The organism is Orientia tsutsugamushi, from assembly GCF_900327275.1.
In the GTDB taxonomy this organism is placed as follows: Bacteria; Pseudomonadota; Alphaproteobacteria; order Rickettsiales; family Rickettsiaceae; genus Orientia; species Orientia tsutsugamushi.
On sequence record NZ_LS398548.1, the window covers coordinates 1839674 to 1861069 of the forward strand.

The 21396-nt window shown below is 30.2% G+C and carries 16 protein-coding genes and 10 pseudogenes; 6 read left to right on the forward strand and 20 right to left on the reverse strand.

The window, feature by feature from the left end; genetic code table 11:
* Window positions 1–118 precede the first annotated feature (118 nt).
* The 4 genes and pseudogenes from DK405_RS15190 to DK405_RS09595 form a co-directional block, all read right to left on the reverse strand.
* Window positions 119–244 (reverse strand): hypothetical protein, encoded by a 126-nt coding sequence (locus tag DK405_RS15190; RefSeq protein ID WP_269459331.1) that lies wholly within the window; start codon window positions 242–244, stop codon window positions 119–121.
* A gap of 197 nt (window positions 245–441) precedes the next feature.
* Window positions 442–1890: a conjugal transfer protein TraN gene (traN, locus tag DK405_RS09585; protein WP_231967779.1), complete on the reverse strand. Its 1449-nt coding sequence runs from the start codon at window positions 1888–1890 to the stop codon at window positions 442–444.
* The gene (locus DK405_RS09590; RefSeq protein ID WP_109510610.1) at window positions 1887–2270 is read right to left on the reverse strand and encodes a TrbC family F-type conjugative pilus assembly protein; all 384 of its coding nucleotides are present in this window, start codon (window positions 2268–2270) and stop codon (window positions 1887–1889) included. Before DK405_RS09590 ends, traN begins: the two co-directional genes overlap by 4 nt.
* A 22-nt stretch (window positions 2271–2292) precedes the next feature.
* A pseudogene (locus tag DK405_RS09595) lies at window positions 2293–2982 on the reverse strand (TraU family protein); the annotation flags it as partial.
* Window positions 2983–3228: 246 nt separating this feature from the next.
* Between DK405_RS09595 and DK405_RS09605 the strand changes: the two are divergent.
* A pseudogene (locus DK405_RS09605) lies at window positions 3229–3477 on the forward strand (transposase); the annotation flags it as partial.
* Between the two features lie 28 nt (window positions 3478–3505).
* Here the strand turns inward: DK405_RS09605 and DK405_RS14525 are convergent.
* The 10 genes and pseudogenes from DK405_RS14525 to DK405_RS09650 all read right to left on the reverse strand — a co-directional run bounded on the left by DK405_RS14525 (window position 3506) and on the right by DK405_RS09650 (window position 8926).
* Window positions 3506–3745, reverse strand: coding sequence for a hypothetical protein (locus DK405_RS14525; protein ID WP_045912831.1), 240 nt, complete (start codon window positions 3743–3745; stop codon window positions 3506–3508).
* An 11-nt stretch (window positions 3746–3756) separates the two neighbouring features.
* Complete coding sequence (locus tag DK405_RS09610) at window positions 3757–4314, reverse strand: hypothetical protein (protein WP_045912832.1); 558 nt, start codon at window positions 4312–4314, stop codon at window positions 3757–3759.
* 193 nt (window positions 4315–4507) lie between these two features.
* A pseudogene (locus tag DK405_RS09615) lies at window positions 4508–5440 on the reverse strand (TraC family protein); the annotation flags it as partial.
* Window positions 5421–5750: a hypothetical protein gene (locus DK405_RS09620; RefSeq protein WP_064612672.1), complete on the reverse strand. Its 330-nt coding sequence runs from the start codon at window positions 5748–5750 to the stop codon at window positions 5421–5423. The gene DK405_RS09620 and the pseudogene DK405_RS09615, both read right to left, overlap by 20 nt.
* A pseudogene (locus tag DK405_RS09625) lies at window positions 5750–6145 on the reverse strand (TrbI/VirB10 family protein); the annotation flags it as partial. The pseudogene DK405_RS09625 and the gene DK405_RS09620, both read right to left, overlap by 1 nt.
* A gap of 14 nt (window positions 6146–6159) precedes the next feature.
* Window positions 6160–6648, reverse strand: a complete 489-nt coding sequence (locus DK405_RS09630; RefSeq protein WP_109510700.1) for a hypothetical protein — start codon at window positions 6646–6648, stop codon at window positions 6160–6162.
* Window positions 6645–7198, reverse strand: a pseudogene (locus DK405_RS09635) (TraE/TraK family type IV conjugative transfer system protein). The gene DK405_RS09630 and the pseudogene DK405_RS09635 overlap by 4 nt, the downstream one beginning before the upstream one ends.
* Window positions 7198–7494 (reverse strand): hypothetical protein, encoded by a 297-nt coding sequence (locus DK405_RS09640; RefSeq protein ID WP_045915450.1) that lies wholly within the window; start codon window positions 7492–7494, stop codon window positions 7198–7200. Before DK405_RS09640 ends, DK405_RS09635 begins: the two are co-directional and overlap by 1 nt.
* Window positions 7495–7585: 91 nt before the next feature.
* Entirely contained in the window at window positions 7586–8254 is a 669-nt protein-coding gene (locus DK405_RS09645; protein WP_081420617.1) for a tyrosine-type recombinase/integrase, read from the reverse strand.
* A 303-nt stretch (window positions 8255–8557) separates the two neighbouring features.
* Entirely contained in the window at window positions 8558–8926 is a 369-nt protein-coding gene (locus DK405_RS09650; RefSeq protein WP_064612837.1) for an Arm DNA-binding domain-containing protein, read from the reverse strand.
* A 439-nt stretch (window positions 8927–9365) separates the two neighbouring features.
* On the opposite strand from DK405_RS09650, the pseudogene DK405_RS09655 reads away from it, so the two are divergent.
* Window positions 9366–9577 (forward strand): annotated as a pseudogene (locus DK405_RS09655) (DnaB-like helicase C-terminal domain-containing protein); the annotation flags it as partial.
* A 233-nt stretch (window positions 9578–9810) separates the two neighbouring features.
* Window positions 9811–10119, forward strand: a pseudogene (locus tag DK405_RS09660) (HD domain-containing protein); the annotation flags it as partial.
* Window positions 10120–11007: 888 nt separating this feature from the next.
* Here DK405_RS09660 and DK405_RS09665 read toward each other — a convergent pair.
* The 3 genes and pseudogenes from DK405_RS09665 to trpS form a co-directional block, all read right to left on the reverse strand.
* A pseudogene (locus DK405_RS09665) lies at window positions 11008–11831 on the reverse strand (IS5 family transposase).
* A 64-nt stretch (window positions 11832–11895) separates the two neighbouring features.
* Window positions 11896–12342: pseudogene (locus tag DK405_RS14530) on the reverse strand (ankyrin repeat domain-containing protein); the annotation flags it as partial.
* 2 nt (window positions 12343–12344) lie between these two features.
* Complete coding sequence (trpS, locus tag DK405_RS09675) at window positions 12345–13352, reverse strand: tryptophan--tRNA ligase (RefSeq protein ID WP_012460882.1); 1008 nt, start codon at window positions 13350–13352, stop codon at window positions 12345–12347.
* A gap of 533 nt (window positions 13353–13885) precedes the next feature.
* Here trpS and DK405_RS09680 point away from each other — a divergent pair.
* A complete protein-coding gene (locus DK405_RS09680) occupies window positions 13886–14146 on the forward strand; it encodes a transposase (protein WP_331828137.1) in 261 nt (86 codons plus the stop codon).
* A gap of 243 nt (window positions 14147–14389) precedes the next feature.
* The gene (locus tag DK405_RS09685; RefSeq protein WP_064612880.1) at window positions 14390–14674 is read left to right on the forward strand and encodes a hypothetical protein; all 285 of its coding nucleotides are present in this window, start codon (window positions 14390–14392) and stop codon (window positions 14672–14674) included.
* A 374-nt stretch (window positions 14675–15048) separates the two neighbouring features.
* Here the strand turns inward: DK405_RS09685 and DK405_RS09690 are convergent.
* Together DK405_RS09690 and DK405_RS09695 are read right to left on the reverse strand one after the other, a co-directional pair.
* A pseudogene (locus DK405_RS09690) lies at window positions 15049–15297 on the reverse strand (helix-turn-helix domain-containing protein); the annotation flags it as partial.
* A 196-nt stretch (window positions 15298–15493) separates the two neighbouring features.
* Window positions 15494–18721, reverse strand: coding sequence for a hybrid sensor histidine kinase/response regulator (locus DK405_RS09695; RefSeq protein WP_045912762.1), 3228 nt, complete (start codon window positions 18719–18721; stop codon window positions 15494–15496).
* Window positions 18722–19530: 809 nt separating this feature from the next.
* Here DK405_RS09695 and DK405_RS15880 point away from each other — a divergent pair.
* Window positions 19531–19683, forward strand: coding sequence for a hypothetical protein (locus DK405_RS15880; RefSeq protein WP_410522043.1), 153 nt, complete (start codon window positions 19531–19533; stop codon window positions 19681–19683).
* Window positions 19684–19769: 86 nt separating this feature from the next.
* Here DK405_RS15880 and DK405_RS09705 read toward each other — a convergent pair whose 3' ends face one another.
* The gene (locus DK405_RS09705; RefSeq protein ID WP_045912761.1) at window positions 19770–21164 is read right to left on the reverse strand and encodes a hypothetical protein; all 1395 of its coding nucleotides are present in this window, start codon (window positions 21162–21164) and stop codon (window positions 19770–19772) included.
* Between the last annotated feature and the right edge of the window lie 232 nt (window positions 21165–21396).

Here is a 21396-nt window from a genome sequence, read left to right on the forward strand (position 1 = left end):
GTAGTCTTTCGACTTAGTGTCATTTGCTTTCTAAGACCTCTCTTACCTACTATCAGTTGCCTAATAATAGGCTTACCATGTTTCACTCATCAGAGAGACGTTAAGTTGGTTATCTTCTTTATACCGAGGAGCTGGCATTTTTAAAGAAGGCTGCGTATTCCTTCTTACAGCTAAGCTTTTCAGCTTTATCCTTATAACAGAATTTATCTGGAGTATCTGCTTCTGCATTGACGATATTTTCCATACGAAGATTCACTTTCGTTTAACCAATTTTAACTTTACCTTGCCCCTATTTCCCATCCAGATTAGTACTTTAGTTAGGCTTTCTATCGCGCTTAGTACAAGACCGTTACCAATCTCGCACCGCAATAGCGGTAACTAAGGTTTAAATGCAACCTTGCTACATTTCTGTAGTCTCTGTTTGAGCGACCTCATGTCGCACTACGCAATATGTAAACTTGAAAGTTTACTAGCTAAGCAAATACCTAATATCGGAATTCTTGAAGAACAGTAGGTACCGATATAGTAGCAATAACCTTTTTTTCTATATAGAGCTAATTCTTGTTCCTTAGATTTACATTGCGATAAGCCTATATCACGCCCCCAGCCAGTCATTGAAGAACAGCAATTCAAAAAACTAAATACGTCCTTTTTGCATTTGCGATGTTTACCTGAAAATACAGAAACGGGATTTGTTTTAATATCTTTGCTCATCTGATTTAGCATCGCTATATGAGCTACTTTAGCTATATCCCTGTTTGGTATAATAGTTGGAGTATTGCAATTGCCTCCTAAACAAAAGATTGAGTTATTACGCAATGATGAGTGTAGCATTGTTTGCTTCTCAGTTGAACAGCTATAATCGTGCTGCCAGAGTAAACAAATATTTGCTACCGATTTTTGGCAAGTGCTGTTTTTTAATTCACAATTTTGTATTTTAAGGTGTTTGCAACCATCTTTTGGATCGCTAGTACAAGAAAAAACAATCTTTTGTTTCCAATATGGACGATTGACTTTAAACTTGTCAAAAAATACTCTATCACCACCATCATAGTTGATTCTATTGACCTCATAGCATTCGTTACTTTCTGTTAATTGCTCAAGTTCAGGGTTTAAAACTTTCCAATATTCTGCTACTTTCCTTAGTTCTTGAGTCTTATCTCTGTAGTCATAGTGAAGTATACATATTTTTTCATTTACTTCTAATAAAAAATTTCTACCAATATGCTGTGTAGGTACACCGAGCCTATTAACAATAGCCCATTTCATTTGTCTTTCAATTGCTTCGGGATCATCTACTAGGCAGTATATTTGCGCACCTGATTCATCATAGACATCGCTACGACTCTTAAGCCAATTACTATGATTCTCCTTTATTTTTTCTGTTGCAAATTCCATTTGCCGGTTTTGCCATGGAAGCCATACATTCTCTAATCTGCACTCAACATTTAATTCTCGAATAAGTTCAATATTGAACTTACTGCCTTCAGTACAACTTTGAATAATTTCAGTATTAGTTGTACTTGTCTGAGTTACGAAGTTACTGCTATCAAGTGCACTTAAAGGATCAGATTCAATTCTCATTGAATTAGCTATCATATAATTTTGATCGTTGATATTATGTTGAGTTAAGGCATTGTTTTTACTGTTTTCAGCTTGAAATAACATTGCCCCACTTTCTGTACTAAGCTGATTACGGCCATGATAGGTTAAATCCTCATCATTATTAGGATAATTGACATTACTACCTTGATGAAATAATTCTTGTGTATTTGAAGAATTTCCAAGATTTACATTATAGTTGCTAGCTTCATTATAACTGCTTTGCATTGAAGCTAAACAACAATTGATGTTCAATATTATCAAAACTAGTACTATAAGTTGCTTCATGGAGTATTCTCATTCATAATTTCTAATGCTATTGCTAAAGGAATATGGCCAGTTAATTTCTTGGTTAATCCTCTTTTTTCATCATCTATTACTATCACTGGTACAACATCAACCTTATATTTCTCAAACAAGCTAGGATCTATATCGAAGCTAATATCAAGCTCCATAGTTTTATTCTTTGTTTGTGTAAATGAGTTATTAATTAACCCACGCATAATCAATTGAGCTCCAGCCTTTTGAGACTCAGCGAAATAGCTTTTTAAAGCCTCATCACTCATTGAAAATGAGACAAAAATAAAAGTTTTTTGCTTGTCCAAAAAAAAAGCATTAGCATTATTAACAAATAATAAAACCATCAACATCATTACTCGTATAACCATATTCCTCTCCAAGCTTTATAAATCAAAGCAAACAGCAATCTCTTTTTCGCCAAATCAAGTAACCGAAATCTTCACCATTAACTGGAAATTCTCTACCAGCTTGCCATATAGCTTCTGTTTGACCTATGCTCTTGCAGGATTTTGTTTCTGGAATTGGATAAGTCATTTGTAGTCGATACTGACTTTTCTTGATAATAGGCATTGGATACTTACCACATAGGCCTTTATAACCATAATATCCCCATAACATCAGTTGCCTATGCATCTTAGCCATAAATTTACTTACCATTAATACAGATGTTCCAACTCCACCATTATGCGCTGCAGCTGTTCCAGTAAAAGGGTAAAGCATTCCTTGACATCCAGCACACCAAAAAGCATAATCACTTGCTAATAAACCAGCGCTACAACTCATGCAATCAGCTATACATGCTTGATAAGCAGCTACATTTTGAAACAACAACGTTTCTGGATTTAAAATCGCAGATTTAGCATCATCACTCCATAATGGATCAAACTCTGTTAAATATGCTATATCGACTGCAGCCATTTCCAGACAAATAAAATCAAGCAAAATTTCCAGCCAGTAAATCACGGGATAGACATACCAATGAATGTGGTAAAAAGCACTTCCTTCAGCTTCATCTTTCATGCCTTTTTGAGTAGCAGTTCCAAATGACAAACCTCCAAGACTTACCATACACATTGGTGAAATATATGCCATTAATGTTTATTCATAAATATAGTCTTCTAAATCGAGTATATGATATTATCAAAAGTAAGTTCCTTTCTTTTGTATCTCTAAACTTGAATATTTTTTCTGCTTTGGTTGGTACTTTTATTTTATTTAATGCTGCTTGCGTAAATTTAAATAATGTTACAGATATATTTATCACCCTCTGTAAATTTTAATTTACGTAATTAATAATAACTTATTAATTTTTAAAATTTGCTTAAACTTAATGATCATGTTAAAAATAACAAAGATCTTCTTGATAAATCTGCATTACTTGTGTTAATACTAGATGTAGGAGCAAAAACACAAGCTATAGTTCTTGCTTGTTTAGTAACCATTGAGAAATTTAATTCTGGTAAACAAGTTGTAGCTTTTGTAGGTCTAATTCTAAGCATCATCAATCTAGTAGTTCTGTACGTGGTGCTAGTAAAATCTCTAGAACTGCTTAATTTAGACCTACGTAAAGCTTTTAAATGACAAAATGCTAGATCGTTAAGCCTTATGTACTCCTCCCTCCTTGTCCCTTACGTTGTGAGGAACTCTCTCTTTGAGAAAGAAGCTTTTCTGCATAAGAAGAAGCATTATTACTCTTTCTATTTTCATACTCTTTTGATTCTTCTCTCATGCGAAACATATAATTCTCATATGCTTCCTGATAACAGTCCGTCTGATACATTTTTAATTCAGGTAACGAAGATAGCGCGGCTCGAGATAAATGCCTTTTTTGATCTGATGTCATCTTACTCTCTACTATGAAAGAACGAAGATATCCAAGCTTTTGGAACAAATATTCAAATGGCTGCTTTCTGCTTCCTTGCGCTCTAACTGAAGATTTGATACTGCCTCATCTAGAAGTTTTTTCGCTTTCTTGAGTTCTTCAGATGGTTCTGTTTTCATATTACTAACTAGTGACTGTACAATGAGCTGCATTTTTATTCCTCTATCTACTATACAATCTTGTTCCTCGCATACCTTTACCAAGTCTGTACCATTTCTAAGATCCTGTATCGCCTTGACGACTCCTTGATCATGAGGCATATTGTTGCCAGTGAACATCTCATTAAATATTGCCCAAATATTTTCCAACGCTTGAACAAAATGCGTCCATGCTCCTCTGCCTTTGACTTGCTCCAAATCTTGTTTTAATTTACCAAGTATACCTTTTAGATCGTCTTGCAGGGTTTTAAGATCACTACTTTCATCTGTAAAAGGTGATATATCCTTCAATATTGGCTCAAGAGAAGATAGTACTTTCTCTGCCTCTTCTAACATTCTTAATTCTGATTCATTTATGCTAATTAAATTCATGAAATTAACTCCTTATATTTTTATGTTAACAAAAAAGCTAATCTATAGCTAAACAACTATGCTATAGTCATTTTATTTAAAGAGTTAGTTTAAGTAAATGACTTCTTGCAAAACATATTCAAAGCTTGAAATTTTAAATTGCTAGGAAAATCTTTTTCTTCTGTATATCTATCATTAATAATTTTGAATCGTTTCTATCACCGCTATGTAGAGCAGCTACTACACCAGCTAAATCAGCAGCTTCTTGTTGTATATCAGGAAAAAATTTACCCATTCCTGCATTAATATTTCTTTCTAGCGCTTCTCTTTTAGTTATGGCTGCAGTTCTTTCCATAGCTTGATTTGGTAAAATTTGCAGACCAAAATGAATCAGGAAATTTGATTTTATATATTCATCACGACGCATTTCATTACCTAAAAACAGATCCATAGCAGATAATTTCCACTCTGCAGGCCTATTTCTTGCTTCTAGACTGATAAATATTTGATCATCATTTACATTTACACAATCATCATTCTCAAATAACGAGAAATCTCCACTTAGAATTTGTTCAGACAATATTTCATACTGGTTAATATTTGAATGTTCTTCTTCAGGCCAGCCAAATATTACTCTCAGAAACTTTAATAATTGCTGTGCATTCACATTTTCAGTGCTTAATCCAATTGACCTAAACGTATCTTTTAAAGCATCTCGTCTGCGAATCATATCATCGATATTTGCATTTAAATTAGGTATAGTAACTGAAATCAACAATACTACATCCTTTACAGAGCCTGACTTTTGAGCTTGATCACGTAAAAATTCTGTTCTTTTATTAGCTAACTCAATAAATATCTCTCCTTTACGATATGACTGCCAGTTGCTTAAAAAATTCTCTATATTATTACTACCAATCATCAAGACTTGCAGGCTACTTTCAGCAGGTAAATTTTCATCGCTTTTCAGAAATTCAGCAATTTCATTTTGAGCAGAAACACTAGCTCCAACTAATGGCCATGCAAGCAATACAAAACCTATTGAACCACGATTAAAGAATAGCTGAGTCTCATCATCATATGATTCATAGACAAAGTGTTTAGAAAATCTTTCTCGATCAAAATCCTTATGTATGCTTGCGTTCACCTTGACTCTGTTTTAATTTAAATAAATTAATAAGATATTTTTTTGGTTTTTTCGGCGACTTGTTAACAACAGCTACGCTTTGAATAGCTTTAGCTTGCCTGTAGCATAGAATACAACGTCTTTTTGATTTAGTTTTGGATGTTTCAACTTTCTCAAGATTATCAATATCAAAAGCGCCTTGAGCAACCATATTCTTTATTTCGTATAAAGACTTACATTTTAGCCCTTTAGGAATTTTACAATCAAAAGTACTTTCGAAAAAGAAACTGGTTAGGCTCATACAGCACAATAGCAATAATAAAAACTTCATTATAAATAATACTCCTCTAACTTTTGTGATTGATCGAATTTATTATGCAAATTAACTTTTTCATTGTTAGTTGATTGTGAATAAGTTGAATTATGTGGCTTCTTCTTGTGCTCACGTAAGTCAAAACCTTTTTTAAATACAACATCGATGACTCTACCTGAGGCAACAACAATGACTGGGCTCATAGAATCAGCTCGTTTTATAGCAAAATCAGCTAGCTTATCAAAAGCATTGCTAGCTCCAGCGTAAGCTCCAGACTGAAGCGCATCTCCAATCTGAAACTCTTGTTGTTGGCCTCCAGCTACTAGGTTTAAAGTTGGTAGCATATCAGGTTTAATAGCCTTAGATTGCAGAAACTTAGCTATACTGCTAAATACTCCATTTAATGCAGCCATTCTTAACTAACACTTTAAGCCAGTTTTATTTTTTTCTTAGTATTTCTACTTTGTTTTTTAGAAAGTTTTGCTGTTAATTCTTTTGTATTAAGGTCATTACTGAACAAATTATTATTGTTTTGTTTTGAATTATCCTTTTCCTCCATTTTTGTAGCAGCATTAACAAGCATTACAGGGTTTGGAGTTTTTGGAGTAAAAGTTAACATTAAATCTTGAATTGTTTTGTATTCTCCTATTACAGTTAAATAAACTTTGTTTCCTTCTTCTCGTGGAGCAATAAACAAATATCCATACTCATGAACTACAACTTCAGCTGCATTTTGAAGGTACATAAAAATATCATTAATTTTTTCATCTTTAAGATTAATTCTTGTTGGCCCACTATCAGAAATCTCAAGCTTAAGCAGCTCATCAGCTTCTAACTCATATTCTACTGCATATATATTATTAACGTTTACCAAAGCAATAAACCATATGATAAATCTCAAAATTCTAATACTCATTTTTTTATTCCATTCTCTTTAACACCAGTCAATAACAAAAGGTAATTAGGAGTTCGCTTGTAAGTCAAAAGGTAAGTCTTATCGACAGCTATATGTTTACTATCGCTAAACCAATAACGAAGCGTTCCACTAATTAATACTCCATTCATTTATCACTTCAACCTTCTTTAGAAAAAAAGAGTGAAGACACATTTGAGCCTTTAACAAATTGCAAATGATTCTGAAAAAAATTTTTAAAGATTCAGTATTACTGAATACCACTTTCATGTCTGCTATTTGTCTTTCTACCTCATTTGGAGAAGTAGTAAATTAAGAGTTTCATCACATAAATTGCCCATTCCTTTAAATAGGTTTCATGGTAATTTTTTGATGAAAACGTCATTTTACGATCAGGCTCCATTGCTGGAATTAACAACCACTTTTCTTCTTTGGTAATTGCAGCCATTATCGCAATTATATTAGCTGCAGCTAGCAATATAGTTACTGAAAGTAAGCATTTATTATATTTAACCAGCTCTTGTATAGCATTTTGCTTAAAGAGATGATTCATTATTTGCCAACTTTTTTGCCCAGCAATCTTGAATATCCTAATGGAGCTGGCAATAAACCTTTAGCTACTAAAAAACTTTTTAGCAAAAAATTCTCCGATACCTTCTTAAATTTCTTAAAGCAATAACATAGAGCAATTCCTCCAACCATAAATGCTAGGCCTAATTTAGCATGCCTGCTGTTTAGTAGTACAATTCCTGGAGCTACTCCAGCTAATACTACTCCCCATTCATCAATGCTCAAACCCATATACTTCAATGGCCTCGATAATGCCCAACATAATTTTTGATTTTGCATAATTACCTTCAGCCGCAATTAAAGCATGAGATTTTTCATTCTACTACTGTGATTTTCAAAAATTTACAAAATCTATCTAATATATCAAGCCTTATTTCTCAGATAAGCTGTTTATTATCTGTCTTTCTTCTTTGCGACCTAATGATGCTAAGATTTCAGGTATTATCTTGTCTAGTTCAGTATTAGCATTATCACTTGTTAATATATTGTTTACAACTTTATTTGTAGCTGCTTTTACCTTATCTATACTAATTTTAGTATAAATTTTAGCTGTTGTTGAAATACGACTATGCCCTAATATTTCAGCTATTGTCTGTAGTTTTTCTCCATTATTTATCGACCAAGTTGCAAACGTTCTTCTAAGATCATGTATTGTTACATTCGGTATTCTAGCTTTTGTGCGAATTTTATCCCATGCACATTGTATTGCCTCGCTTGACCAGTGTTTGCTATTATCTCTTGGGCTTGGCAATACCCATTCACTATTTGTTTCTTGCTTTAGGTATTTCAATATTGTTATTAATGCATCAGCTAATCCTACATATAGTGTCTTTCCACTTTTACTCTTAGTTTTTGGTATATGCCATATTTTTTCGCTAAGGCTTATCTCGTCCCATCTCATTCCTAATACATTACTTTTACGTGCTGCAGTGAATAAACTTATAAATGTAAAAATTTTTCCTGATCGTTCTGCTCGCTTTTGCGATTCTGTTAATTGACTATTTTCCTTTTCTTTTAGCACGGCCATAAGTCTTCTCATTTCTTCATTTGTTACATATCTAGATCTTGATTCTTGCCTGTGCCTTTTTATTCCATGAACAGGATTTTTATCTATTAATCCCCATTCTATAGCTTTATTAAATATAGGGTTTAATTTCGTAAGAATATCGTTTGCTGTTACATAGTATTTCTTTTCTGTTTTTTCGTCAAAAAGCTTCTGAATATCTTCTACGGTAACTTTAGATATATCTTTATCGTAGAAAGGTACTGTATAACTCTTTACCGTTAAATAGGTTTTCTTCCAACTTTTTGGATGATAAATCCTACTATATTCAGCATATTTTCAATGCACCTGTCCGAATGTTAGTTCGGTTTGTAATCCAAGTCTCTTATTTCTTTTTTCTCTCCTTTCTTTATTTATCTCCCGTCTTTCATCCATTGGATTTATTCCGTTAGCAATATCCTTTTTCAACTTCATTATCTTCTTCCTAGCCTCTTTTACAGTCAGATCTGGTGAAGTTCCTATTTTTATCTTATAATATATGCCACCAATGTTTATTACTAAATAAAATCTTCTAAATCCAGTATATGATATTATCAAAAGTAGGTTTCTTTCTTTTGTATCTCTAAACTGGATTATTTTTTCTTCTTTGGTTGGTACTTGTATTTTATTTAATGCTGATTGTGTAAAGTTAAGTAATATTACTGGCATATTTATCACCCTTCATTAATTTAAAATTGAAGTAATTAAATAATAACTTATTAATTTTTAAAATTAGCTTAAACTTATAACTCGTAGTATGATTTTTATTTAATAGCAAATACTTTTGTAAAAATAAAAAATATTTTTAAGCAACGTTATCAATTGAAGGTTACTTTAAGCTTATCAACTACAAATTCAAGTTGCTTGATTAAAAATCAGCATTCCAATTAGCTAAATATCATACATATATTTTGTTATATTTGTGTAATTACCATCAAGATATTATTATCATATTGACAAGTAATATTAATACATCTACAGTTAAATCCATATATCAATTTAAACGAGAATAAACTACATAGCAGATTTTATAATGCGTATAAAGCTCATAATAACTCTTAATCTAACTTATTTCTTCTTGTTAGTTAAATCATCTTAAACTATACATCTATATAGAGAAGAGTATTATTTATCTAGATCAGAACCAGATCCAGGTACTCCAGAACACATGGAATGGCAAAAAAGCAAGATAGATGCTTTAATACTGCTGAAATAATTGTTGCTAAACACCGTAATGGGCCAGTTGGTACAGTAAACTTACACTATGATAATAGGTATTCTAAATTTGGCAATATTGTTAAAAACTCTCAGCAAGGTTAATAAACACTAGATTATGCATAAATGAAAAAATGCTGGTCCAAAAAAAATTACAGCAAAATTTTACTCATTAACACCAGAGATATACAACTCAAGATTGGTTTTTGGCATCGTGATAACTGAATTCAAAAAATTTATAATTTAATTTGCTTCTTTTCCAGTTTTTATCTGGGATTGGAGTATACAAAAAGTTTGAATTATGGTATAATTTATTAATAACCATTTAGAGGTGGCCAATGATAGATTTTTATAGTGAGAGCTTAATAAATAAGCTGTTTGAAACCAACATAAGATTTAACACCAAAATTGATCTTGATAAAGTTGAAAGAGCAATAAAATATGCTAAAAAATATCATGGTCAGCAAAAGAGAGATACTGGAGAACTCTACTACACACATCCATTAGAAGTAGCGTACATGGTATCAGACTACAGCTTTGAAACAGATACAATTATTACTGCAATACTATATGATACACTTGAAGACACAAAACTAACTAAAGAAAGAATAAGGTACGAATTTGGTGCTAATATTGCAGAACAGGTTTTAGCAGCATAATCTCTAAGAGTAATGCAGTTATCATCTTTGGCATCAATATCAGCACTATAATCAATCAAAAGCTATATTAACGTCTATGCTTTCATCACAACAGCAATATGTAGTAGTGTTTCTCCTTCATTAGACCTCTTTCGAAACTGGTTAACATATCAAAATTATAAATGCCAGAGATCAAATTAAATCTAAGACCGAATCTTTTACGTCTATTTCGATATTTATCAGCAATAATTTTGAACTACCTTAACCAGTTTCGAAAGAGGTCTAGTTTAAAATAGCGGATTAACATTGCAGTCAAAAATTGATACAGTTAGCAGAAATTTATCTACTAGTGCTGCTTAACATTAGTTCTCTTTGACTGATGAATCATAACATCAGTAACATCTCATGCCTTTTGCTACATATCTGTGAGTTCTAATTGTACTATGAACAAAACCTCTCTTATCCATCAAGAAAATAATTTTTTCTTTGTCTTTGTATCGTTTTATCTTATTCTGAAATTTTAATCTCTCTTCTTTTTTGACTTTAGATGTTTTAAAGTTTTTCTTATATGTAATATTTAATCTCTTTAAGCTTTTTGTATACCTAACTTACTTACTCATAGTCGTTCAGCTCTTTCATATTGATATGCGTTACTATCTTGTCTCACGTCTTCTTTTAGTTTATCAATAAAGATTTTTGTTAAAGCTCTGTTTCTGTTTTTTAACGCAATATGTTTTAATGCAATACAAACACTGTATTCTTTCCTATCACAAAACGTTTTGATACTGATTCAAAACTAATTTTCGCTCTTTCCTTATATGTTCAGCACATTTTTTCAGAAAACCTATAGAATATGTCATACTAATTACTTTTTCATTAGACCTATTTCGAAACTGGTTAAAGTAGTTCAAAATTATAAATGCCAGAGATCAAATTAAATCTAAGAGAGAATCTTTTACGTCTATTTCGATATTTGTCAGCAATAATTTTGAAGCGTTTTAGTATACCAATAACGTTTTCATTCACAACTCTTGCTACTGCTAACCTATGATTATTCTTTTTATCATTTTTAGTTAAAGGATTTTTCTTGCTTTTTTTCTTTGGTAATTCAGAATTATTGTGAATTTTTTGTATGCCTTGATATCCTGTATCAGTAATCACTTTTACCTTAGGATGGATAAGAATTTTGGATTTCTTAAATAATCTAAAGTCATGTTTTTTACCGTTAGAAAAATCTGTACATATTACTTGGCGCGTTTTCTTATCTACCACTATTTGAGTTTTTAGTGTATGCCTTTTCTTCTTTCCTGAATAATAGAATTTTTGTTTTTTTTAGGTCTTTCTATAGGACTCTCAGTATCATCAATCAAGACTACTTCATAATTCATATCACTCTTCATTAAAGCTTTACGGCCTGGAAGAGCAAAGTTTTGGTGTTTAACTAGGCTGTCTTCTACCCATTTTACAGCTTTATATGCTGAACTTTCACTAATTCGATAGTTCTGACCTATATGGAAATAAGTACGGTATTCTCTAAGGTATTCTAACACCATCAGCAACTGTTCCTCCAAATTGAGCTTATTTTTACGTCCACCTTTTGATTTCTTAAGACCATCAGCTTTCCTCAAAATATCCACCATCTTTGAAAATGTCCTCTTCCTTACTCCTGTTAATCAACGAAATTTTTCATCCTTTAACTCTTTAATCTGATCTAATTTCATTATTACTTCAAATTAGATTTTTATAACACCATTCTACATCATTCTCTAGTTTCGAAAGAAGTATATTATATTTCTTATTAATACTAATAGAATTATGTTTTAGCATAACTTCGAAAGGTTCTATACATTTTGATCTAACAACATCAAATAAAGTAGTATTACCTTGATTATCTTTAGATATTCATATCAGCATTATATTTTAGCAGTAATACTTTATGATCACTACAATAGGCAGGATATTTTTCGAAAAATTCATAATATACTTGAATTGTGTCAACAACAAAATGTAAAACAGTGTGCCAATCATTATTTTTTGCATTTACGTTAGCTTAATTGCTCAGCAAAATCTTAGCAATAGGTAGATTCTTATATTTCAAAGATACATGTAAAGCGGTGATACCATCTTTATATTTTGAATTTACAAAGTGTGCTATCCTTGCTGTACTTTTTCAATATCGCCATCTTTAATAGCTCGATGTAAAGCATATTTAGTTTTAGATTTAGATATCATATTTATGTTGACAAAATTTGTAGTCCAAATTTTTGTTTTACTTTTGTTATGGTTTTTTCAGCTATTATTTTAGCCTGATTAGCCCCTGTAATTAATACTTGATTAACATAATCTAAATTATTCATATAATTATTATATTCTTTCAAAATAGGGTTAAGACAATCAATAATTAACATTGCTAAGTCTTTTTTAAATTTAGTTAATTCTGCATATTCATATTCTTTTACTATATCATTAGTGGTTTTATTAGATAGTGCAGCAAATATATTAATTAGATTAGAAATCTCTGGTCTGCCTGTAGGATCATATGTGATTTGAGTATAGCAATCAGTTTTTGCTTTTTGCAACTTTCTGAAAATAATATCTTGTGAATCAGTTAGATTAATTCTACTAAAATCAGAGATATCAGACTTACTCATTTTTTTTCTGCCATCTTTTAGACTCATGATTTTTCCTGCTGTATGATCTATAAATAGTTCCGGTAACTTGAAAATGGTATCATCATTAAACTTATGATGGATTATTTTAACTATATCTCTTACTAGTTCTAAATGTTGCTTTTGATCAGCCCCGACTGGTACTAAATCTGCTTGATATAACAGAACATCTGCAGCCATCAGTACAGGATATGCTAACAATCCTAAGTTGATATTATTTGAGCTACATTTGGTAGCTTTGTCTTTAAATTGAGTCATTCGTTTTAATTGACCAAGTGGAGTAACGCAATTTAGTATCCATGCAAGCTCTGAGTGTTCTTTAACATCAGATTGAAGAAAAATTATTGATTGTTTAGGATTTATTCCGCATGCTAGAAGCATGCAAGCTGAACTAAATATCGACTCACTTAGTTTCAATGATTCTTGCGAAGTAGTAATTGAATGTAGATTAGCAAGAAAAAATATGGACTGAAATTTTGATTGCATTTGAACCCATTTCTGTATAGATCCTAAATAATTGCCAAGATGCTGCTTTCCTGTAACCTGTATACCAGATAATATACGTTTGGACATTAATATACCTGACTTTAAATGTTTTAAATGGTGTTTATTATAAACATATTTGAAGTTTTTAGCATTAATAATTTTTTAAATTCTAATTTTGAAGTATTAAAATAAAAAAGTAATTAGTATGACATATTCGATATATTGTGGAAAAAAGTACTGGACATAAAGGGAAGAGAGAAAATTATTTTTGAAAAAGTATCAAAATATTTTGTGATAGGAAAGAATACAGTATTTGTATTTAGTAAAAACATATTGTAGTTAAAAAACAGAAACATAGCTCCAATAAAAGCCTCTATTGATAAACTAAAAGAAGATGTGAGCCAATATAGTGACACATAGAGCTAAAGGACTATGAGTAAGTAAGTCTGGTGTACAAAAAGCATTAAAGAGATTAAATTATTACATATAAAAAAAGCTATAAAATATCAGAAGGCAAAAAAAGAAGAGAGATTAAAATGTTAGAATAGGATAAAAAGGTACAAAGACAAATGAAAAGTTATTGTTTTTACGGATGAGAAAGGTTTGTTCATAGTACAACTATAACTTACGGATATGCAGGCATGAAGTGTTACAGAGTTTATGATTGGCATCCATCAAAAAAAACTAATGTTATAGGAGCATTAGTAAACAAATGTCTGCTAACAGTATCAATTTTTGACTGCGATATTAATACTGCTATTTTTAACTGTTTGATAGAACAGGATTTAATTCAGAAATTACCTAATAATTCTGTAGTTATAGTAGGCAATGCAAGTTTTCATAAACATACTCATTTAAAAATTACAGCTAAATCACTATAAAACAGTTATATAATAGACCTCTTTCGAAACTGGTTGACGTAGTTCAAAATTATAAATGCCAGAGATCAAATTAAATCTAAGACCTAATCTTTAAAGTATTATCCTTTTAAACATGAAATTGCTTGTACGGTTCAATGTTCAAGACTACTTATTATTATAAGGCTTTCAGAGTGTTGAATTTTGAGTATAGCTACTAAATCGCTATATTTACGCAGTATAAAAACGTGTTTTTTTCAGCAAAAAGTGTCTGAACTACCTGCTATATTTGATATTTTTGAGGGCAAAAATGGCGCAAAAATTACTAATAACAACAGTAGCAATAATGCAACAATATTTTATAACTTTATTGGAAATATCATTCCGCCAGAATGGAAAAATCTAACTGAAGATAATGGAAAAGCATTAAGCAAAACATCTAAACAGCTTTTATCATTCATAGTATTTAGACTACAGATCTATTACAACAAAGATATAGATGAATTACAGGAAAGTTATCATCTTTTCGATGATAAGCTAGATGTTGGTTAACATATAGTTAGGAAATTCTTAATAGAATTAAGAGACGCAGTTTTTATTGGAGTTGAAAGTAGAGCAATAATTAAAGACAGTTTTAGGTTACATAATGTCCATTGCATAAAACCTTGTGTTGACAAACCTGCAACTCATTTTCAAAAGAGTAACAACTGTCTTGTAATTCATCTATATCTTTGTTGTAATAGATCTGTAGTCTAAATATTATGAATGACAAAAGCTGCTTAGAGGTTTTACTTAATGCTTTTCCATTATCTCAAGTTAGCTTTATAGTCATTTACAATGAAGTTTGCGTATAAAATATCATGTTGGTAAATCTTATGATGCCATTGTCGCTTTTTCTATGCTCAAACTTCATTGTAAATGACTATATATGCTGAACTTTCACTAATCTCATAGTTCTGGCCTATATGGAAATAAGTACGGTATTCTCTAAGGTATTCTAACACCATCAGCAACTGTTCATCCAAATCGAGCTTATTTTTACTCATGCCTTTTGATTTCTTAAGACCGTCAGCTTTCCTCAAAATATCCACCATCTTTGAAAATGTTCCCTTCCTTACTCTTGTTAATAGACGAAATTTTTCATCCTTTAACTCTTTAATCTGATCGAATTTCATTATTACCTCAAATCAGATCTTTATAACACTATTCTACATCATTCTCTAGTTTCGAAAGAAGTCTAATATGTAACTACATTCCTAAATTAAGTTATATGTAATATTTTTATGGTAACTCTTTTAATTGCTTTATCTTACCATTGACTGTCTTATGTATTATTGCTGTTACTACTTTCTTGAATTAGGGCAATAAGTTCTAGTTTGCGCTACTCTGACGTGTAACATCAGTGATAATGCTAAACAACGCATCTTGAGAATAAGGTTTAGTAATAAATGCAGTGGCTCCTAGACTAAGTAAATATTGCTTTGATTTATCATCGTGTAGATAACCTGACTGAATAACAACAGGAATATTATATTGTTTTAAGATTGGTTGTATTTCTTTTAGAACCATGTCAGCGTTTTTATCTGGTAAAGAAATATCAAGTAAAATAACTTGATACAGTGCTGGATTACTTTTGATTAAATTAATAGCATCTTCACCATTGTTTGCAGTAGTAATTTGATAATTTGTGGTATCGATAAGTAGATGCATAGAATCTAGGATTATTTGATCATCATCTATAATAAGAATTGTTATTTTTTTATTCAACATTGGTAAGCTGATTTTGGGTTTATTAGAATGACTATGCTGTTTATGATATCTGTAAAGTGGTAAAGAAAAACAAAATTCGCTACCACCACCATGACTTTGATTTTCAGCCCAAATATTACCATTATGTTTAGTAATTAATTCTTTACATACATTTAAACCAAGTCCTGTGCTACTAATTCTAAATTTATCGTAGCCGCATTGTTCAAAAGGTTGAAATATAGTATTAAGTTTGTGTTTAGGAATACCATCTCCATTATCTTTAACTGATACATAAATATTTTCGTTATCTTGCTTAACGCTAATTAAGATAAGTCCTGGTTTAGAATATTTAATTGCATTAGATATTAGATTAAGCATTACTTGCGTGATACGCCCTTTGTCACAATCTACTGCTTCAGTTACTTGCTGTGGATAGTTTATATCAATCTTATGTTGTTTGCTCAGTTGTAAAGTATTAAAATCAAATACTATTTCATTTAATAATGTTCGAAGATTACACTGTTGAATGTTAAACGCCATTTTATTAGCTTCTATTTTTGATAAATCTAATAAATTATCAATATGATTACATACCCTTTCAACACTGCTATTAACTCGATTTACTATTCTTAATAATTGTTCGCTGTTACTGTATTCATTACAGTGCTTTATTAGTAAATCAATACAAGATTTAACACCTTGCAATGGAGTTCTAACTTCATGACTTAAGTGATTTAATATTTCTTTTTTTATGTTAAGCCTAATATTCATACTTTTTATCTTGTTTTCAGCTTTGCTTCTCATGTTTTGTTCAAGAATATATTCATCTTGCTTAATTTTTATAAACATTAATAATACGCTGCCAACCATAAGCGTAGTTGGAATAAGTCCAGAATCTGCAGGAGGCATTAAACTAATTTGTGGTTCAAAAATGCTTAAGATTCCTATTGCTATTATAACTCCACTAATAATCATAATTAAAGCAACTTGCCACCTAATTAGAATAGCAACTACAATTAAGTTTACTATAAAACAAATTAACGATACTTTATGAAATTCACTTACAACTAATAGTGCAGTATTAGTTAAAATCAATGCAAAAAATATAAATATAAGCCAAATCAATCCTAAATATTTATTATTGTCTGGTGTTAGTGATAAAAATTGATAAACAGTAAATATTGTTGTAAGGCCAAATGATAAGAGTAATAGGATATTAATAATTTGAGAATTATCCAATGAATTTGAACTAATACTTAAAACTGACATTATTGACAGTGATAAAATGGTAAATATTGATGTGTAAAAACAATAATGCTGATGTCTTAACATATCTGAACTGTATGCTAATATTCTGTTCCATTCAAAGTATTGAGGTAATGCTCTAAGCCAGTTAATAGCATTATTCTCTCTCTTGCAATATGCTTCATGTAATTTTGAAACTATTTTATAGTTTTCCCATCTTCCTGGCTCTTGAAGTCCATAGTGCATTGTCATCATTACTGTAAAGTTGATAATGATAGCCAAAACTATGTGATAGATCTCAGTAACTGACTGGTTATACCAATCCAGTAATAGTAGAGATACTCCTCCTGATATCATACCAGATAATATTACTTTACTAGTACTTCTAAATCCTAGAACAGTAACTAATAATGGTGCTCCTATAATCGGGCTGTAAAAATGTTCTCCAAGAATATGTATATTCCATAATTCTTGATTGGTAAAAGATATCAGTACAGAAGCTATAGTAAATAGTATAACAAATATTCTAACAATTCTTAACTCATTTTTAGGAGAATACTGTTTCAATATCCCTAGTGGATTACATAAGTCATTGAAACAAATAACAGCAGCTATACTAATATGCGAGATAGCTGTTGAGATTGTGATAACTATCATAACAATTATCATTAACTGTGTAAATTCAGGATCTGAACAACGTTTTATTACTTCTGTTAATATGTCGCTAGGATTAGCATTTCTAATATCTATAGGTAGTAATATTGTTGCAAAGATGATCAATAATATAGTAGCTGCAAATATTACAACAGATAATGTATTAAGAACATTAACAACTTGCCGAGAGTTAGTTACTATTAGGTACTTATAAAACATTAATGGTCTAACTATTGGCAAGATATTAAAAGCTAGTACCCACCAATATTGCATAATTAGTGGATTAGTATAGTCAATGAATCCTTTGAAAACGAAAATTTGATTCGTTGTAAGCGTAGTAATTATTGTACTTAAATCAGCAACTTTATTAAAAAAAACAAACAATGCGGCATACAAGAAGATTATAGTAAAGCAATGAAACATGTCAGTAAATACTATTGCTCTAATTCCTATACAGGCTAGATAAATAATGATTGTAATAGCAATAATGAACAAACCATTGTAACTTATATACTGAATAATGTTGTATAATAACTTTATTTCCATTGCACTAATGGTTAAAGAAATAACAATAGATCCAATAGCAGTAATAACTTTAATATGATTACCATATAAGCTGCCCATAACATCTGCTACTGATAATTTTCCTAGAAATTTTTGTATACGCGGTGCTAATATTAAGCTTTGAATTATAAAACTTACAGCAGTTACTAGCATTAATAATTTCAATATTCCTGGCTGCAATGTATACAGCAAAGCATAATGAAAAATGTTGCCACTAAAGTATGTGCCTATAATACTAGTAGCAATAGCTACAGTAGCAAATTTTCTTCTGCCTAAAGCATATTTTTGAATGCTGTTAGTACTACCTCTATAGTAAATACTTACAATAATGTTGAGCATTAAAAATATAATTGCTATAACTGTAGTTGCATTGATATTTAAAAACATTGTGTTCTTTTATATATTATTGAACGAAATGAATAATCAAACTATGATGTGTATATTGGAATTATAGCAGACAATACCATATATTCTACAGACAAAATTTTTAATTTACTGAAAATACAACCTAGTAAAAATCTAGAAAATAATATGGCTGATTTTATTATACTGTAAAAGTATGTATTACTAAAATCAAATTATAGTTAGATTATAATGTACATGCAGCACCTTCAGGAAAACGATGAAAATATGTCAAAGAATGCTATTATTAAGAGATAATAGCTTTAGGTAAAAAATGATGACAAGAAAAAATATTCCTAGTAGAGCTATCTAGCAAAAAAAATTATGCAATTACAAATTTAGCAAGATATGTAGATGAGATAAGTAATGACATAATAAGAAGATATCTAATGAAAGCAAAATTAACTCTAAGATTTAGTGTGTAAGTGGAGTAAATGAGAAATAATTATCACTCTAGATGATAGTATATTGGACAAAGAATACTCAGATAATATATAGCAAAGTTGATGCAAATATAGTTGTATAGTCATCTACAATGAAGTTTGGCATAGAAAAAAAGCGATAAAATAGTTAATAGAATCTGTTGGTTGTAAAGTTATTTTTCTGCTACCTTATTCTCTAGATTTAAATCCGATAGAAAAGTTTTGGGCTAATATGAAAACGTAGATTAGAAATCAAATTACTCAATTTGCTAAATCTTATGAATCTATTATCACTTTTTTCTATGCTCAAACCTCATTGTAAATGGCTATAAATGTCCAAATTACAAGCAAATCATTATATTAGAGACAGATTTGGATACACATTATATTATTCTAAAGTCCAAAGGTGGTAATAATAGAAACTCAAATTTGATGTTGTTACACAGCAACTACAATAAGCAGATACATAATCTGATATTCAACGTTGAAGCTAGCTCTAAAAAACTTATCCTTAAAGAGGCTTGAGCTGTATGACGTGACTATCATGTACTGTTCTTTTGGAGGAAAAGTGCTCTCATACTTACCTAGCAGCTTATTGAACTCTAGCTTTATTAAAGTGTTATTGTAGTATATTGTATATCATTTCCTATTGAAATTGAATCAACATCAAATGTGGTATTGTCATCATAATGACGTTCTAAAGTAACTTCATGTAGTAGTTGTTTCTCAGAATAATAATTGTCTTTTTTCTCATGCGTGGGTACATATCCACTTTGTCTAACTATAACTTCTTGATGATTACTACGCTCACACTTTTGTAACTTATAAGAATTACTTCTAAAGAGAAGCTTTTTAAATAATTTCGCATAGTCATAACTTTCATTATTGATACTACTATCATCATCACAAATATTATCTAGTTTTATAGTTTGTAACTTCTGCAGATCAATTTGTTTACTTGCTTTAACAGAGTCTGCTGCAGCCTTAAGTTCATAAAATTCTTTATGTGGAAGCTTATGCTGCAAAAGGTTGATAGAACTCTCGAATGAAAACATTTCTTGCAAGATGCTACTGTTACAACATTGATAATTAACAAAATCATTTATCTTTAATAATAACATTATCTCAGTAGAGATAATGTTATTATTAAAGACTTTAAGCTTAGTATTATCTCCATTATAAATTTTTAACAATTCTAATGTTGGGACTACCTTGTTACTATTAATAACGATATTTAGTGCATTTACCAATGTCTTATCAGTGTCAAATCTTAACTTACAACGTGTAATAAATGGATCAAAATCAAAGTTAAGAGATGAAAAAACACTGAACATATCATCAAGCATTTTGACCGCATATACATTACTTAAACTATACGTATTTGTAGCTTCCACTATATGCTGTAATGTCCAGCAAACAATTATATTTTCTAATCTTATTATATCATTATGATGATTATTGAAATAAGTAATATACTTAATATGTTCATGACTATTTTGAATGAAAAACTTAAACAATTCAGGATCTTGATTTTTAATTGCATACTTAAGTCCTATATGCATAACTTGCATCTTACGTATAAAATCACTTAAATTATCATTTTTTGTTTGAAATGTAATCAAATGCTGTGCTTCAGCTATTTTATATTTTTTGACAAACTTTATTACTTCATTTCTAATATTTATTAGATCAGTTACATAATCTATAATTTTTATTACCAAATAATTACCATTATTACTCCCAACTATTTCATCAATTAAATCATTAATTTCTTTATCACTTAACTCAAATGTTTTATTTTGCTCATCAATACCAACATTAGTAATTAAATTATTAAGTAGCTTACTACTAGTATTGTACTCACTATCCAATTTTATTTTATTAATATTAAGTATATCAATGATCTGTTGAATATACTGATCTGTAGTTAGAATATTATCATCAAGTATATCAGTATATTTTTCTATGTCCTTTAATTCATCTATTAAAGTGCTTATAACAAGCATATATTTAACCTTCCTATTCACTAAAAAAAATTAACTTAATTATAAACTTAAATCTCCAAAAAGCAACTTTGAGTTGGTTTTGTATATTATGTTAGGAGTATAAAAATATATTTTCAGTTTTTTCAATCAGGTAATAGAAGAGATGTTAGCACTTCTTCCATTCTTAAATATAGAATCAGATGGTTTTGTTATCCAAGTCTCTATAGCGCAATTCATCAAAAGGTAACGTATA